The organism is Variovorax sp. TLI9-5A, from assembly GCF_056867935.1.
This window is the reverse complement of sequence record NZ_CP200310.1, coordinates 2,598,233-2,611,496: the sequence shown is the minus strand read 5'-3', so window position 1 is coordinate 2,611,496 and position 13,264 is coordinate 2,598,233. Positions and strand designations below refer to the sequence as shown.

General features: G+C 66.5%; 13 protein-coding genes. 5 read left to right on the top strand and 8 right to left on the bottom strand.

Annotated elements, in window-relative coordinates:
* Window positions 1-9: 9 nt before the first annotated feature.
* The 6 genes from AC1VNX_RS12415 to pncB all read right to left on the bottom strand — a co-directional run bounded on the left by AC1VNX_RS12415 (window position 10) and on the right by pncB (window position 7,058).
* On the bottom strand, window positions 10-675 hold the full coding sequence (locus AC1VNX_RS12415; protein WP_483156973.1) for a TetR/AcrR family transcriptional regulator: 666 nt from the start codon (window positions 673-675) through the stop codon (window positions 10-12).
* A gap of 122 nt (window positions 676-797) precedes the next feature.
* A complete protein-coding gene (locus AC1VNX_RS12410; protein ID WP_483156972.1) occupies window positions 798-1,961 on the bottom strand; it encodes an MFS transporter in 1,164 nt (387 codons plus the stop codon).
* Window positions 1,958-3,355 (bottom strand): DNA recombination protein RmuC, encoded by a 1,398-nt coding sequence (locus tag AC1VNX_RS12405; RefSeq protein WP_483156971.1) that lies wholly within the window; start codon window positions 3,353-3,355, stop codon window positions 1,958-1,960. Before AC1VNX_RS12405 ends, AC1VNX_RS12410 begins: the two co-directional genes overlap by 4 nt.
* Window positions 3,356-3,385: 30 nt before the next feature.
* The gene (locus tag AC1VNX_RS12400) at window positions 3,386-4,372 is read right to left on the bottom strand and encodes a 2-hydroxyacid dehydrogenase (RefSeq protein WP_483156970.1); all 987 of its coding nucleotides are present in this window, start codon (window positions 4,370-4,372) and stop codon (window positions 3,386-3,388) included.
* A 14-nt stretch (window positions 4,373-4,386) separates the two neighbouring features.
* On the bottom strand, window positions 4,387-5,802 hold the full coding sequence (locus AC1VNX_RS12395) for a sodium:proton antiporter (RefSeq protein ID WP_483156969.1): 1,416 nt from the start codon (window positions 5,800-5,802) through the stop codon (window positions 4,387-4,389).
* Between the two features lie 35 nt (window positions 5,803-5,837).
* A complete protein-coding gene (gene pncB, locus AC1VNX_RS12390; protein WP_483156968.1) occupies window positions 5,838-7,058 on the bottom strand; it encodes a nicotinate phosphoribosyltransferase in 1,221 nt (406 codons plus the stop codon).
* A gap of 177 nt (window positions 7,059-7,235) precedes the next feature.
* Here pncB and AC1VNX_RS12385 point away from each other — a divergent pair, with 177 nt between their 5' ends.
* Together AC1VNX_RS12385 and AC1VNX_RS12380 are read left to right on the top strand one after the other, a co-directional pair.
* Window positions 7,236-7,469 carry a CsbD family protein gene (locus AC1VNX_RS12385; RefSeq protein ID WP_019655865.1) on the top strand — a complete coding sequence of 78 codons (234 nt, stop codon included), beginning with the start codon at window positions 7,236-7,238 and terminating at the stop codon, window positions 7,467-7,469.
* Window positions 7,470-7,519: 50 nt separating this feature from the next.
* On the top strand, window positions 7,520-7,927 hold the full coding sequence (locus AC1VNX_RS12380) for a hypothetical protein (protein WP_483156967.1): 408 nt from the start codon (window positions 7,520-7,522) through the stop codon (window positions 7,925-7,927).
* A gap of 76 nt (window positions 7,928-8,003) precedes the next feature.
* Here AC1VNX_RS12380 and AC1VNX_RS12375 read toward each other — a convergent pair whose 3' ends face one another.
* Window positions 8,004-8,447, bottom strand: coding sequence for an acyl-CoA thioesterase (locus tag AC1VNX_RS12375; protein WP_483156966.1), 444 nt, complete (start codon window positions 8,445-8,447; stop codon window positions 8,004-8,006).
* 242 nt (window positions 8,448-8,689) lie between these two features.
* Between AC1VNX_RS12375 and AC1VNX_RS12370 the strand changes: the two genes are divergently transcribed.
* A complete protein-coding gene (locus tag AC1VNX_RS12370; protein ID WP_125951637.1) occupies window positions 8,690-9,241 on the top strand; it encodes a phasin family protein in 552 nt (183 codons plus the stop codon).
* A gap of 239 nt (window positions 9,242-9,480) precedes the next feature.
* Window positions 9,481-10,239 (top strand): 3-hydroxyacyl-CoA dehydrogenase, encoded by a 759-nt coding sequence (locus AC1VNX_RS12365; protein WP_176667095.1) that lies wholly within the window; start codon window positions 9,481-9,483, stop codon window positions 10,237-10,239.
* Here AC1VNX_RS12365 and AC1VNX_RS12360 read toward each other — a convergent pair.
* Window positions 10,187-11,137 carry a YihY/virulence factor BrkB family protein gene (locus AC1VNX_RS12360; protein WP_483156965.1) on the bottom strand — a complete coding sequence of 317 codons (951 nt, stop codon included), beginning with the start codon at window positions 11,135-11,137 and terminating at the stop codon, window positions 10,187-10,189. The genes AC1VNX_RS12365 and AC1VNX_RS12360 overlap by 53 nt on opposite strands.
* Before the next feature lie 82 nt (window positions 11,138-11,219).
* On the opposite strand from AC1VNX_RS12360, the gene dnaG reads away from it, so the two are divergent.
* Window positions 11,220-13,259: a DNA primase gene (gene dnaG / locus AC1VNX_RS12355; RefSeq protein ID WP_483156964.1), complete on the top strand. Its 2,040-nt coding sequence runs from the start codon at window positions 11,220-11,222 to the stop codon at window positions 13,257-13,259.
* The last annotated feature ends 5 nt before the right edge of the window (window positions 13,260-13,264 follow it).

The window sequence follows — 13,264 nt, the reverse complement described above, 5'->3', positions numbered from 1 at the left end:
GCTCCTGATTCAGTCGGTGCCGTCATCCTCGGCCGGATGCAGCGCCTGCTCGAAGAACCTCGTGAGCGCCCGCGCGCGGCGCTTGCGTTCCGCCGCACTCGTCTGCCCCATCGCCACGGCGTCGTCGGCCACGCCGTGCAGCGCATTGAAGAGGATCACTGCCATGAGCGTCGCGTCCTCCACGTCCCAGAAGCCGGCGCCATCGCCCTGCTTGAGCAGGCTGACGAGTTGCGTGATGACCGCGTTGTCGTTGCGCATGCGGCGGTCTTCAGGGCGGTATTCGTGGAACACCACGTCGTGCAGGGCGACGTTGTCGAGGTAGATCTCGAGCCCCGTCTCCACCCAGGCCTTCAGGCGGGCGTGGTAGTTGTCGGGCCGCTGGCGGTCCATGGCCTCCTGCAGCCGCTCGCAGAAGATGTCGACGAAGCGCTGCTGCAAGGCGCCGAGCAGCGCCTCCTTCGACGAAAAGTACAGGTAGAAGGTGCCCTTGGCCACCTGCGCGCCGGCGGCGATGTCGTCGATGCTGGTGGCCGCGATGCCCTTGTCGACGAAGAGCCGCTGGGCCGCCTCCATCAGCGCTGCTGCGCGCGTCTCGGGGGCCTTGGTGCGCCGGCGCTGGGAGAGCTCTCCATCGGCACCGGCTGGGTTCATGGCGGTGTCGCCGCTCTGCGTCATCTGTCGGTCGCCTTCAGGTCATTGATGAAAGGCTCCGATACTGACTTCGAGTCAGTAGATTGTCAAAGAGATGGGAAGTACTCTTATCCCGGATGTGGATTACGCGCCCCGCGCCCGCCGAATCAAACCTTCAGCCCCCACGTCGCTCTCGCCCCTATCGCCACCACGCCCCCCACCACCCAGAACACGCCGGCAATGCCAATCAGCGCACCGAGCGAGCCGAACAGCATCGGCATCGCCACGCTCGAGGCGTTGATGGTCATCAGCCGCAGGCCCAGCGCCTCGCCGTGGCGGCTGTGCGGCGTGATCTGGTGCAGCATGCTCATCACCATCGGCTGCACCGCGCCCAGAGCGAAGCCCAGCACCACGGAGCAGATGCCCATGGTCAAGGCCGAATCCAGCAGCGGATAGACGGCGAACACCAGTGCCGTCACCGCCGTGGAGGTCAGGATCACATTGCGCTCCGAGGCCCGCGAGGCGATCACGGGCAGCACCACGCGGATCACCGCCGCCGCGATGGCGAAGGCGCCGAGGATCGAACCGATCACCGATGCGCTGATGCCCCGGTCGTGCCCCAGGATCGGCAGCACGAAGGCATGCACGTCCCAGCTCGACGACTGCAGCCAGTTCACGAACAGCAGCCGGCGGAACATCGGCTCGCGCAGCAGGTCCCAGGCGCGCGTCGGCTTGGCGCCTGCCAGCGGCGCGGCAGGCGGCGGTTCGTCCGCGCCGCGCGCGAGCATCCAGCAGAGGATGGGCAACGCCGCCATCACCGCGAAGGAGATGCGGAACGCGAGCATGTCGGCCGGCGCGCGGCCCGCGTGGTCGATCAGCATGCCGGCCAGGAACGGCCCGACGAAGTTGGCGACGGCCGGCGCGATGGCCAGCCAGCTGAACACGCGCTTGAGCTGCGTCGCGTCGGTGGCCGAGCGCCCCACGTGCCGCTGCAGCGCGATCACCGTCGCGCCCGTGGCGCCGCCGGTCAGCAGCGCCGCGAGGCACATCACCGGAAACACAGGGAAGATCACCACCAGCCCCGCGCCGACGACCGCCGCGACGACGGACAGCCAAAGCGGCCGCTTGAAGCCGTACCGGTCGGCAAAGCGCCCCGCCGGCAGGGCCAGAAAAACCTGGGTGAGCGCAAACAGGGAGATCAGCACACCGACCGCCGCCGCGCTGTAGCCCTGCTGAAGGGCCAGCAGCGGCGTCGCGAGCCGCATGCCGGCCATGGTCGCGTGCAGGCACACCTGGGCGCCGATCACACGCAGCAGTTCGGAACCTTTCACGGGGTGTCTTCGCCCTCTTCCTTCTCGTTGTTGTTGCTGTCGGCTCCATTGGCGGACGTGGGTGGCAGCAGCGCCTGGGCCTGCGCCTCTGGCAGCGCCTCGACCTTGCGCAGCGCCAGGCGCATCTGCCGGGCACGCGTATCGGCCTTGTCGATGGTGTCGGAGGCCTTGGCCACCTGTTCCTTGATGCGCGCGACCCACTCGCCGTAGCGCTCGAACTCGGTCTTGACCGCGCCCAGCACCTTCCAGACCTCGGAAGCCTGCCGCTCCAGCGCCAGCGTGCGGAAGCCCATGTGCAGGCTGTTGAGCATCGCGAGCAAGGTGGTGGGGCCGGCCAGCGTCACGCGGTGCTGACGCTGGAGCGCATCCATCAGGCCGGGCCGGCGCAGCACCTCGGCGTAGAGACTCTCCACGGGCAGGAACAGGATCGCGAAATCGGTAGTGTGCGGCGCCGCGAGATAGTTGTCGGCGATGGACTTGGCCTCGATGCGGATGCGCGCCTCCAGCGCCTTCGCCGCGAGATCGACGCCCGCCGCATCCGCACGCTCGTGCGCGTCGATGAGCCGCTCGTAGTCGTCGCGCGGAAACTTCGCGTCGATGGGCAACCACACCGGCGCGCCGTCGTCGCCGCGGCCCGGAAAGCGGATGGCGAAGTCCACCCGCAGCCCGCTGCGCGGCTTGGTTTCCACCTGCTTGGCGTACTGCTCGGGCGTGAGCACCTGCTCGAGCAGCGCCTCGAGCTGCACTTCGCCGAACATGCCGCGCGTCTTCACGTTGGTCAGCACGCGCTGCAGGCTGCCGACGCCCACGGCCAGCGTCTGCATCTCGCCCAGGCCCTTGTGCACCTGCTCGAGCCGGTCGGCCACCTGCTTGAAGCTCTCGCCCAGGCGGGCTTCGAGCGTGCTCTGCAGCTTCTCGTCGACCGTCCTGCGCATCTCGTCGAGCTTGGCGGCGTTGGTCTGCTGCAGCTGCGCGAGCTGCGCCTCCATGGTCGCGCGCACCTCGGAAAGGCGGCGCGCGTTCGATTCGCTCAGGCCCTGCAGCTGCGTGTTGAGCGTGTCGGCCAGCGTCTTCTGCAGCGACGCGAGCTGCAGCGCGAAGGCATCGAGCTGCGCGTTCTGCGTACGCGTGGCCTCCGCCCCCTGCTGCACCAGCGCCTGCTGGAAGGTGGCGAAGGCCTGCGCGGTTTCCTGCCGTGTGCCGCGCGAGCTTTCGCCGATGTCGTTGCGCAGCTCGCGCTCGGTGCGCTCGTTGGCCGCGCCCAGCGCGGCCAGCATGCGTGTCAGGTCAGCGTGATCGGGCGGGGGCGGCCGGCGCGCGAGCAGCCAGATAACCAGCACGAGCTGGATGAGCGCGAGTACTCCGAGTCCGACAAGAATCAGCGATGGGTCCAAGGTCCGCGTACGCCCTCTTTTTCTACCGGCTTACTTGCTGGCCGCCGGAACCGGCGTCACCGGCGTCAGCGGGCCCTTGCCGCTGAAGTACGCGATGAGGTTGTCGGCAGCGAGATCGGCCATGGCGCGGCGCGTGGGCACGGTGGCGCTGGCGATGTGCGGCGTGAGCACCACGTTGGGCACGGTCAGCAGGTCGGGGTGCACCTTGGGCTCGCCCTCGAACACGTCGAGGCCGGCGGCGGCGATGCGCTTCTCGCGCAGCGCAACGGCCAGCGCCGCGTCGTCGACGATGCCGCCGCGCGCGATGTTGACGAGCGTGGCGGTCGGCTTCATCAGCGCGATCTCGGCCGCGCCGATGGTGTGGTGCGAGGCCGGCGAATACGGCACCACCAGCACCACGTGGTCGGCCGTCTTCAGCAGCTCTTCCTTGCTCACGTAACTGGCCTTGCATTCGGCCTCGAGCGCCGCGTCGAGCCTGGAGCGGTTGTGATAGACCACCTTCATGCCGAAGCCGTGCGCGCCGCGCTTCGCGATGCCCTGCCCGATGCGGCCCATGCCGATGATGCCGAGCGTGGAACCGTGGATGTCGGAGCCGGCGAACATGTCGAAGCTCCACTTCTGCCACTTGCCCGCGCGCAGGAAGTGTTCGCTCTCGGAGATGCGGCGCGCCGTGGCCATCAGCAGCGCGAAGCCGAAGTCGGCCGTGGTTTCGGTCAGCACGTCGGGCGCGTTGGTGCCGAGCACGCCGTGCGCGGCCATGGCGTCGACGTCGAAGTTGTTGTAGCCCACGGCCATGTTGGCGCACATCTTCAGGTCGGGGCAGGCATCGAGCACCGCGGCGTCGATGCGCTCGCTGCCGGTGGTGAAGGCGCCCTGCTTGCCCTGCAGCTTCGCGATCAGCTGTTCCTTGCTCCAGCTCTCGTCCGACTGGTTCGACTCGACCTCGAAATGCTGCGACAGGCGCTCGATGGTCTCGGGAAAGATCGCGCGCGCGACCAGGATCTTGGGCTTGCTCATGATTTGTTTGTCTCTCAGCGGAAGAAGAGGAAGGTGGAAAGTACGAACAGCGGAACCAGGATGGCGCACGACCACGCCATGTACCCGAAGAAGCTCGGCATGCGCACGCCGCGGCTCTCGGCGATGGCCTTGACCATGAGGTTGGGTGCGTTGCCGATGTAGGTGTTGGCGCCCATGAATACGGCGCCGGCCGAGATGGCGGCCAGCGTGCTCGCGTAGGTGGTCATCAGCGCCACCGGGTCGCCGCCCGCCGTGTTGAAGAACACGAGGTAGGTCGGCGCGTTGTCTAGGAAGGAGCTCAGCAGGCCCGTGGCCCAGAAGTACATCGCCGGATCGGGCTGGCCGTCGGCACGGGTCACCGCCGAGACGATGGCGCCGAACGGCCCCTGCGTGCCGGCCTTGAGCATCGCGATCACCGGGATGATGGTCAGGAAGATGCCCGCGAACAGCTTGGCCACCTCGGCCATCGGGCCCCATTCGAACTGGTTGTCGGCGTGCACCTTGGGCGAGGTGAGCTTGTACGAGACCACCGCGATCACGATCAGCCCGAGGTCGCGCACCAGCCCCGGCAAGCCGACCTCGGTGCCGAACACATCGAAGACCACCGGCGACTTCCAGAAGCCGCTGAGCAGCACGAGCACGACCACGCCGCCCAGCAGCCAGAAGTTGGCGGCGCCGTCGAAGCCGATGCGGGGCGTATCGGGCGTCGGGTCGAACGGAAGCACGCCTTCCTTGCGGTAGTAGTGGCGGTCGATGAAATAGAACAGCACCAGCAGCACAGCCAGGATGAACAGCGTGTCGGGCAGGATGTTCTGCAGGGTCCAGAAGAAGCTGACGCCCTTCAGGAAGCCCAGGAAGAGCGGAGGATCGCCCAGCGGAGTGAGCGAGCCGCCCGCGTTCGACACGATGAAGATGAAGAACACGATCACGTGCACCTTGTGCACGCGGTTGTCGTTGGCGCGTATGAGCGGCCGGATCAGCAGCATCGAGGCGCCCGTGGTTCCCATGAAGCTCGCGAGGACCGCACCGATGGCAAGAATGGCCGTATTCAGCCCCGGCGCACCGTGCAGGTTTCCGCGGATGTGGATGCCGCCGGCCACGGTGAAGAGCGCCGTCAGCAGGATGATGAACGGGATGTACTCGGCCACCAGCGCGTGCACGAACTGCTCGCCGGCGAAGCCCACGCCGAAGTTCGCCGCGAAGGGCAGGAGGAAGGCCAGCGCCCAGGCGGCCGAAACCTTGCCGTAGTGGTGATGCCAGAAGACCGGCGCGAGCAGCGGCAGCAGCGCGATCGACAGCAGGATGCCCGCGAAGGGCACGCCCCACAGCGGCGAGAGGCTGCCGCCGTCGAATTCGGCGGCCGAGGCCAGGACGGGGAACAGGAGCAGCAACGGCAGAGCGGCCGCCTTGAGTGGGGTCTTCTTTTGCATGGGGCCGTACCGTACCAGACGGGCCAGTACAGCTTTCAGGCCGGGGGTTGTTCGATTTCGAAGACCTGACGCAGGTAGGCCAGGTACTTCTCGTCCTCGCACATGTTCTTGGACGGCGTGTCCGACAGCTTGGCCACCGGCTGGCCGTTGCACTCGATCATCTTGATGACGATCTGCAGCGGCTCGTAGCCCAGGTCGTTGGTGAGGTTGGTGCCGATGCCGAAGGCCAGCTGGCAGCGGCCGCGGAACTGCTGGTAGAGCTCGATGGTGCGCGGCACCGTGAGGCCGTCGCTGAAGATCAGCGTCTTGGTGCGCGGGTCGACCCGGTTGGCGATGTAGTGCGCCAGCATGCGCTCGCCCCACTGGAACGGGTCGCCGCTGTCGTGCCGCGCGCCGTCGAAGAGCTTGCAGAAGTACAGGTCGAAGTCGCGCAGGAAGGCACTCATGCCGTACACGTCCGACAGCGCGATGCCCAGGTCGCCGCGGTATTCGCGCGCCCAGCTCTCGAAGCCGAAGATCTGGCTGTCGCGCAGCCGCGGGCCGAGCGCCTGGCAGGCCTGCAGGTATTCGTGCGCCATGGTGCCCAGCGGGATCATCCCGAGCTTCATCGCGTACAGCACGTTGCTGGTGCCTGCGAGCTGCGGCAGCCGCGCGCCCGGCGGCGCCTGCACCGGCGGCGAGGTGACGGCGCCGAGCCGGGCGGCCGAAGTGCGCAGCACCTCTTCGTGCCAGTCCTTGGAGAAGCGGCGGCGCGTGCCGTAGTCGGCGATCTTCAGGTCGCCGAGGCCGGCTTCCTGCAGTTGGGCCAGCTTGGTCTCGAGCCGGCGGCGGCCTTCCTCGAAGTCGGGCTTCTTCTGCGTGTTGCGGAAGTAGACCTCGTTGACGATGGCCAGCACCGGAATCTCGAACAGGATGGTGTGCAGCCACGGCCCCTTGATGCGGATCTCGAGCTCGCCCGAGGGCTGGGGAATGATGTTGATGTACTTCTCGTTGAGCCTGAAGAGCCCGAGAAAGTCGACGAAGTCGCTCTTGATGAAGCGCATGGAGCGCAGGTAGGCGAGCTCTGCGTCGCGGAACTGCAGCGAGCACAGGCCGCGCACCTCTTCGCGGATCTGCCCTGCGAACTGGGCAAGGTCGACGCCGGGGTTGCGGCACTTGAAGCGGTACTCGACCCGTGCCCCCGGGAAGTGATGCAGGACCACCTGCATCATCGTGAACTTGTAGAGGTCGGTGTCGAGCAGGCTGTGAATGATCATGGTGCTGGGCGCGGTGTCTCAAACTTTCGGCGGCCGTTCGATTATCACGGGACGCGTCGGCCTCTGCCTACGGGGTCCGAACAGCACGTCCTACCGTCAGGGCGAATCGTTGAAGCCACATTGCTTTCACGGCGGCGGACACAGCCAGCCGGATCAACAGTCCCAAAGGAGATTCGCATGAACAAGGACACCATCGAAGGCAACTGGAAACAGCTCAAGGGCAAGGTCAAGGAGCAGTGGGGCAAGCTCACCGACGACGACTTCGACGTCATCGCCGGCAAGCGCGACCAGTTGCTCGGCCGCATCCAGGAACGCCACGGCATCAGCCGCGACGAAGCCGAAAAGCAGGTCAAGGACTGGGAATCGCGCGACGGCCGTACACCCGACAGCCTCTGGTTCGAGCGCTACTGAGCGCCCCCTGCCTCAAGCCGAATTCAATCAACCTCCGAAGGAGAAAATCCATGAAAAAACACCTTCTCATGCTGGCCCTCGCCTCCACCTGCTTCGTGGCCACGCAGGCCAGTGCAATGACCAAGGACGAGTACAAGGTCGCCAAGGAAAAGATCGAAGCCGACTACAAGGTCGCCAAGACCCAGTGCGACACCATGAAGGACAACGCCAAGGACGTCTGCATGAAGGAAGCCAAGGGCAAGGAAAACGTTGCCAAGGCTGAACTCGAGCAGCAGTACAAGCCCAGCGACAGCAACGCTCGCAAGGTCGCCGAGGAAAAGGTGAAGGCCAACTATGAAGTCGCCAAGGAAAAGTGCGACGACCAGAAGGGCGAAGCCAAGACTGCTTGCGAAAAGCAGGCCAAGGCCGACGAAGCCCAAGGCAAGGCCGACATCAAGGCCATGAAGAAGAGCATGTAAGGCCTTTCCAGGCCTGACAGGCAAGACGGCGCCCTCGGGCGCCGTCTTTCTTTTGGGGAGGGCGGCTCGCAGGGTTTCAGGCCCTGAGCGAATCGACCACCCGCTGCAAGGCTTCGGGCAACGGCACCGGGCGCTGCGTGGCGCGATCCACGTAGACGTGGACGAAATGGCCCTGCGCGGCGGCGGTGTCGGAGCCTTCGGCGAACAGGGCGATCTCGTAGCGCACGCTCGAGCGGCCTGCCTGGGCGACGCGCACTCCTGCTTCCACCGTCTGCGGAAAGGCGACCGGCGCGAAGTAGTTGCACTGCGTCTCCACGACGAAGCCGATGGTCTGGCCCTGGTGGATGTCGAGCGCCCCGCGCTCGATCAGCAGGGCGTTCACCGCCGTGTCGAACCAGCTGTAGTAGACGACGTTGTTGACGTGACCGTACATGTCGTTGTCGGCCCAGCGCGTCGGGATGCTGCGGAATGCGCGGTAGCCGCTGCGCGCATGGGGAGTGGGTTTGGTGGGGGCGCTCATCGCGCGGCATTCTGCCAGCGGCTTTTGCGGCCGAAGGCAACCTTGGTGACCGGCGCGTGACCAGCCGGTAACCGTTGCGCGACCGAATTTAGAAGACCGCTTCTAAATTGCTGCAGGGCAGCAAAAACCCCTTGATCGCAAAACCCAGCTGCCTATACTTGAGGCCATGCTGCACCGCAACATAGACGGCGAGACAGCGCAACGTGAACCGAGCACTCAATCATCCCTTCTGGAGATTTCAAATGGCCCTGACCGCTGACCAAATCCTCGCCGCCCAAAAAGCAAACCTCGAAACCCTCTTCGGCCTGACCACCAAGGCTTTCGAAGGCGTCGAAAAGCTCGTCGAACTGAACGTGACCGCTTCGAAGGCCGCCCTGGCCGAAGCCCAGAACACCGCCCAGGCCGCCCTGAGCGTGAAGGACGCCCAGGAGCTGCTGACGCTGCAAGCCAGCCTGTTCCAGCCCCTGGCCGAGAAGACCGCCGCCTACAGCCGTCACCTGTACGACATCGCCCAAGGCACCGGCGCCGAGTTCACCAAGGCCTTCGAAGCCAAGGCGTCCGAAGCCCAGCAAGCCTTCGTCGGCCTGGTCGACAGCGCTTCCAAGAATGCTCCCGCCGGTTCGGAAACCGCCGTTGCCGTCCTGAAGAGCGCCGTGGCTGCCGCCAACAACGCTTTCGAATCGGTGCAAAAGGCCGTCAAGCAAGCGTCGGACGTCGCCGAAGCCAACTTCAACGCCGTGTCGACCCAAGCCGTCGCCGCCGCGAAGACCGCTACCGCTTCGCGCAAGCGCTAAGCTGCAGACCGACCACCACCAGTTGTCTCCTTGGGTCCTCACGGATCCAATTCAGGGCCTCATCCTCGGATGAGGCCTTTTTTATTCCTGTTGCCCACCCCAAGGCTGCGCGCACTTCGTGTCGCTTCGCCCGCCCCCTTCCGGGGGCAACACCTGCGGCCCGGCAAAGCCGGTTCCGCGGTGTTCCTGGTCTGTGCTTCGCGTCTTCGATAATGAAAGGCTCATCTCAGGAGACTTCAATGCAGATCGATGGCAAGGTTTTTATCGTGACCGGTGGCGCTTCGGGCCTCGGTGAAGGCACGGCGCGCATGCTGGCGGCCAACGGCGCCAAGGTGGTGATCGCCGACATGCAGGCTGAAAAGGGCGAAGCCGTTGCCAAGGAAATCGGCGGCGTGTTCGTCAAGTGCGACGTGAGCCAGGAAGCCGACGGCCAGGCGGCCGTGGCCGCCGCGCTCAAGCTGGGCAAGCTGGTCGGCCTCGTCAACTGCGCCGGCATCGCCCCGGCCGAGAAAACCGTGGGCAAGAACGGCCCGCACGCGCTGGCCACCTTCAGCAAGACCGTCACGGTCAACCTGATCGGCAGCTTCAACATGATCCGGCTCGCGTCCGACGCCATGAGCAAGAACGAGCCCGAATCCACCGGCGAGCGCGGCGTGCTGATTTCGACCGCCTCGGTAGCCGCGTATGACGGCCAGATCGGCCAGGCCGCCTACAGCGCCTCGAAGGGCGGCGTGGTCGGCATGACCCTGCCCATCGCCCGCGACCTCGCGCGCAGCGGCATCCGCAACATGACCATCGCCCCCGGCATCTTCGGCACGCCCATGCTCTTCGGCATGCCGCAGGAAGTGCAGGATGCGCTGGCCGCCAGCGTGCCCTTCCCTTCGCGCCTGGGCACGCCCGAGGACTACGCCAAGCTCGCGAAGCACATCATCGAGAACGACATGCTCAACGGCGAGGTGATTCGCCTGGACGGAGCGATTCGACTGGCTCCCCGCTGATCTTTTCGGATTCCGGCAGCTTCGTGCTGCCGGTACGGTCCAGGCGCTCGTACTGCGCGATCACCTGGGCCCCGAGCAGCACCAGCGTGGCGGCGATCTCCAGGCTCAGCAGCACCACGATGGCCGTTGTGAGCGAGCCGTAGACCACGTTCACCTGCGAGAGCGTCGAGAAATACCAGATCAGCACGCGCCGCGTGGCCTCCCACAGCAGCGCCGCCGTCACGCCGCCCAGCAGCGCATGCCGCAGCGACATGCGCCCGGCCGGCATCACGAGGTAGAGCGAGGTCAGCATGAAGATCTCGCCGCCCAGCCCCAGCAGGTACAGCAGCAGCCCCGAGACGCCCGACAGCGACCAGCTGCGCCCCAGCAGGTCGACGCTTTCCCGCCCCACCAGCTGAAGCGCGCCCGACACCAGCGTGACCAGCAGCAGCCCCACGCACAGGCAGAGGATGTAGACGTAGGGCATGGCCACCGACACCAGGAAGTGCCGCTTGTGGTCTGCCTTGCGGTGGTGAAAGATCACCGCCATCGCGCTTTCGAGCACGCTGAAGGCCAGCGAGCTGAAGAAGAGCATCGTCACCAGCAGCACCGGCCCCAGCACGTCGCGATGGTCCAGGAAGCTCGAAAGCTCCGCCACGATGGCTTTCGACTGCCCCGGCAGCAGCCAGCCCAGGTACTGTCCAATGGTGCGCAGCAGCTCGGCCTGCTCGATGACGTGCGACAGCGCGATCACGCTCACGATCAGCAGCGGCACGATGGAAAGCAGCGCGTAGTACGCCACCGCCCCCGCGAGCAACAGGCCCTGGTTGGCGCGGAATTCCTTGAGGGCGTCCCAGGCGAATCTCAGGGGGTGGCGCAGCAGCGGCGCGACATGTTGCAGGGGTTTGGGCGTCGTCATGCGTGGATTCCGGTCGCTTTCAGTATGCCGCCCGGGCGTGCGGCTTCGGCCGCTTGCGTATGATTTGCCGCTCTTCGCCTACATGACCATCCCCGCTTCATTCATCCAGGAACTCATCGCACGCGCCGATGTGGTCGAGATCGTCGGCCGTTATGTGCAGCTCAAGAAGGCCGGCGCCAATTTCATGGGGCTGTGCCCGTTCCACGGCGAGAAATCGCCCTCCTTCTCCGTCAGCCCGACCAAGCAGTTCTATCACTGCTTCGGCTGCGGAGTGCACGGCAACGCCATCGGCTTCCTGATGGAGCATGCGGGCATGGGCTTCGTCGAAGCGGTTCACGACCTGGCTGGCCAGTACGGCCTGCAGGTGCCCGAGGACGATGTCTCCCCCGCCGAGCGCGCCCGCGCCGCCAGCCAGCGCCAGAAGCAGGCCACGCTGACCGACGTGCTTGAGAAGGCCGGCGACGCCTACCGCAAGCACCTGCGACAGGCGCCCGGCGCCATCGAATACCTGAAAGGCCGGGGCGTCTCGGGCGAAGTGGCCAAGCAGTTCGGCATCGGCTATGCGCCGGCAGGCTGGCGCGCGCTGGCCAGCGTGTTTCCCGACTACGACGATCCGCTGCTCGCCGAGAGCGGTCTGGTGATCGTCAACAACGAGGAAGGCAAGCTCAGCGAGGAGGAAGCCAAGCGCTACGACCGCTTCCGCGACCGCGTGATGTTCCCGATCCGCAACGTGAAGGGCGAATGCATCGGCTTCGGCGGCCGGGTGCTGGGCGATGAGAAGCCCAAGTACCTGAATTCGCCCGAAACCCCGGTGTTCAGCAAGGGCCGCGAGCTCTACGGCCTGTACGAAGCCCGTTCCGCCTTCCGCGAGCGCGGCTACGCGCTGGTCACCGAGGGCTACATGGACGTGGTGGCGCTGGCGCAGCTCGGCTTTCCGAACGCGGTGGCCACGCTCGGCACGGCCTGCACCACGGACCATGTGCAGAAGCTCTTTCGCTTCACCGAGTCGGTGGTGTTCAGCTTCGACGGCGATGCCGCCGGACGCCGCGCCGCCCGCAAGGCGCTGGACGGCGCCCTGCCCTATGCCACCGACGTGCGCAGCATCAAGTTCCTGTTCCTGCCGGCGGAGCACGACCCCGACAGCTTCATCCGCGAGCACGGCGCCGAGGCCTTCGCCCGCTTCGTCAACGAGGCCACGCCGCTGTCGCGCTTCATGATCGAGGTCGCCCGAGAAGGCTGCGACCTGACAACTGCCGAGGGCCGCGCGCACATGACCAGCAACGTGCGCCCGCTCTGGAGCGCCATGCCCGACGGCGCGCTCAAGCGGCAGCTGCTGAGCGAAATCGCGACGCTGGTGCAGCTGGACGCGCCGGCACTGTCTGAGCTGTGGGCCTCCACGCCCGGTCCGCGCAAGGCTGCAGGCGCCCCTGCGCAGCAGCATCAAAGGCGCCACGACGAGCCCCCGAGCTACGGCGACGGAGGCGGAGACGACTACTACCCGGACATGCCCCCGCCGCAGGACTACGAGCCGCCCCGCTATGAAAGCGATAGCAAGCCCAAGTTCCAGCCGCAGCGCAAGTTCGCAGGCAAGGGCGGCAAGCGCTGGGGCGGCAAGTTCGAGGAGCCGATCGAACCCCTGCGCGGCCGCGGCGCGCCGCCCAGCCGCCCGGACGTCGCGGTGCGGCTGCTGCTGTCGAACATGGCCCAGTGGGAGGCGCTGTCGCACGAACTGCACGTGATGCTCTGCGACCTGCCGGGCCACCACGGCGCCCTCTTCACCTGGCTCGACAGCCAGCTGCACGAGCACGGCGTCCAACCCTGGGCCGCCCTGCGCGAGGGCCTGCGCGGGCTCGACTTCGAGCCGCTGGCCGAGCGGCTGATGTCGGTCTCCGAAGCCGGCCCCGTTCCCGAGGGCGAAGAAGCGCAACACCTGGCCGATGCGGCCCGGGAGCTCGCCAGCGTGCTCGACTTCATGCTCGACGACCTCCTCAAGGCCCAGCAGAGCGAGGCCATCGCCGCCGTCGGAAAAGACCCGAAAGCCCTGGAGCGCTACAAGGCGCTGGAAGTCCGCCGGCTCGAATTGCGTGCCCGCGTGCGCGCGTCGGGTTCAGAAACTGCTTGAAATTT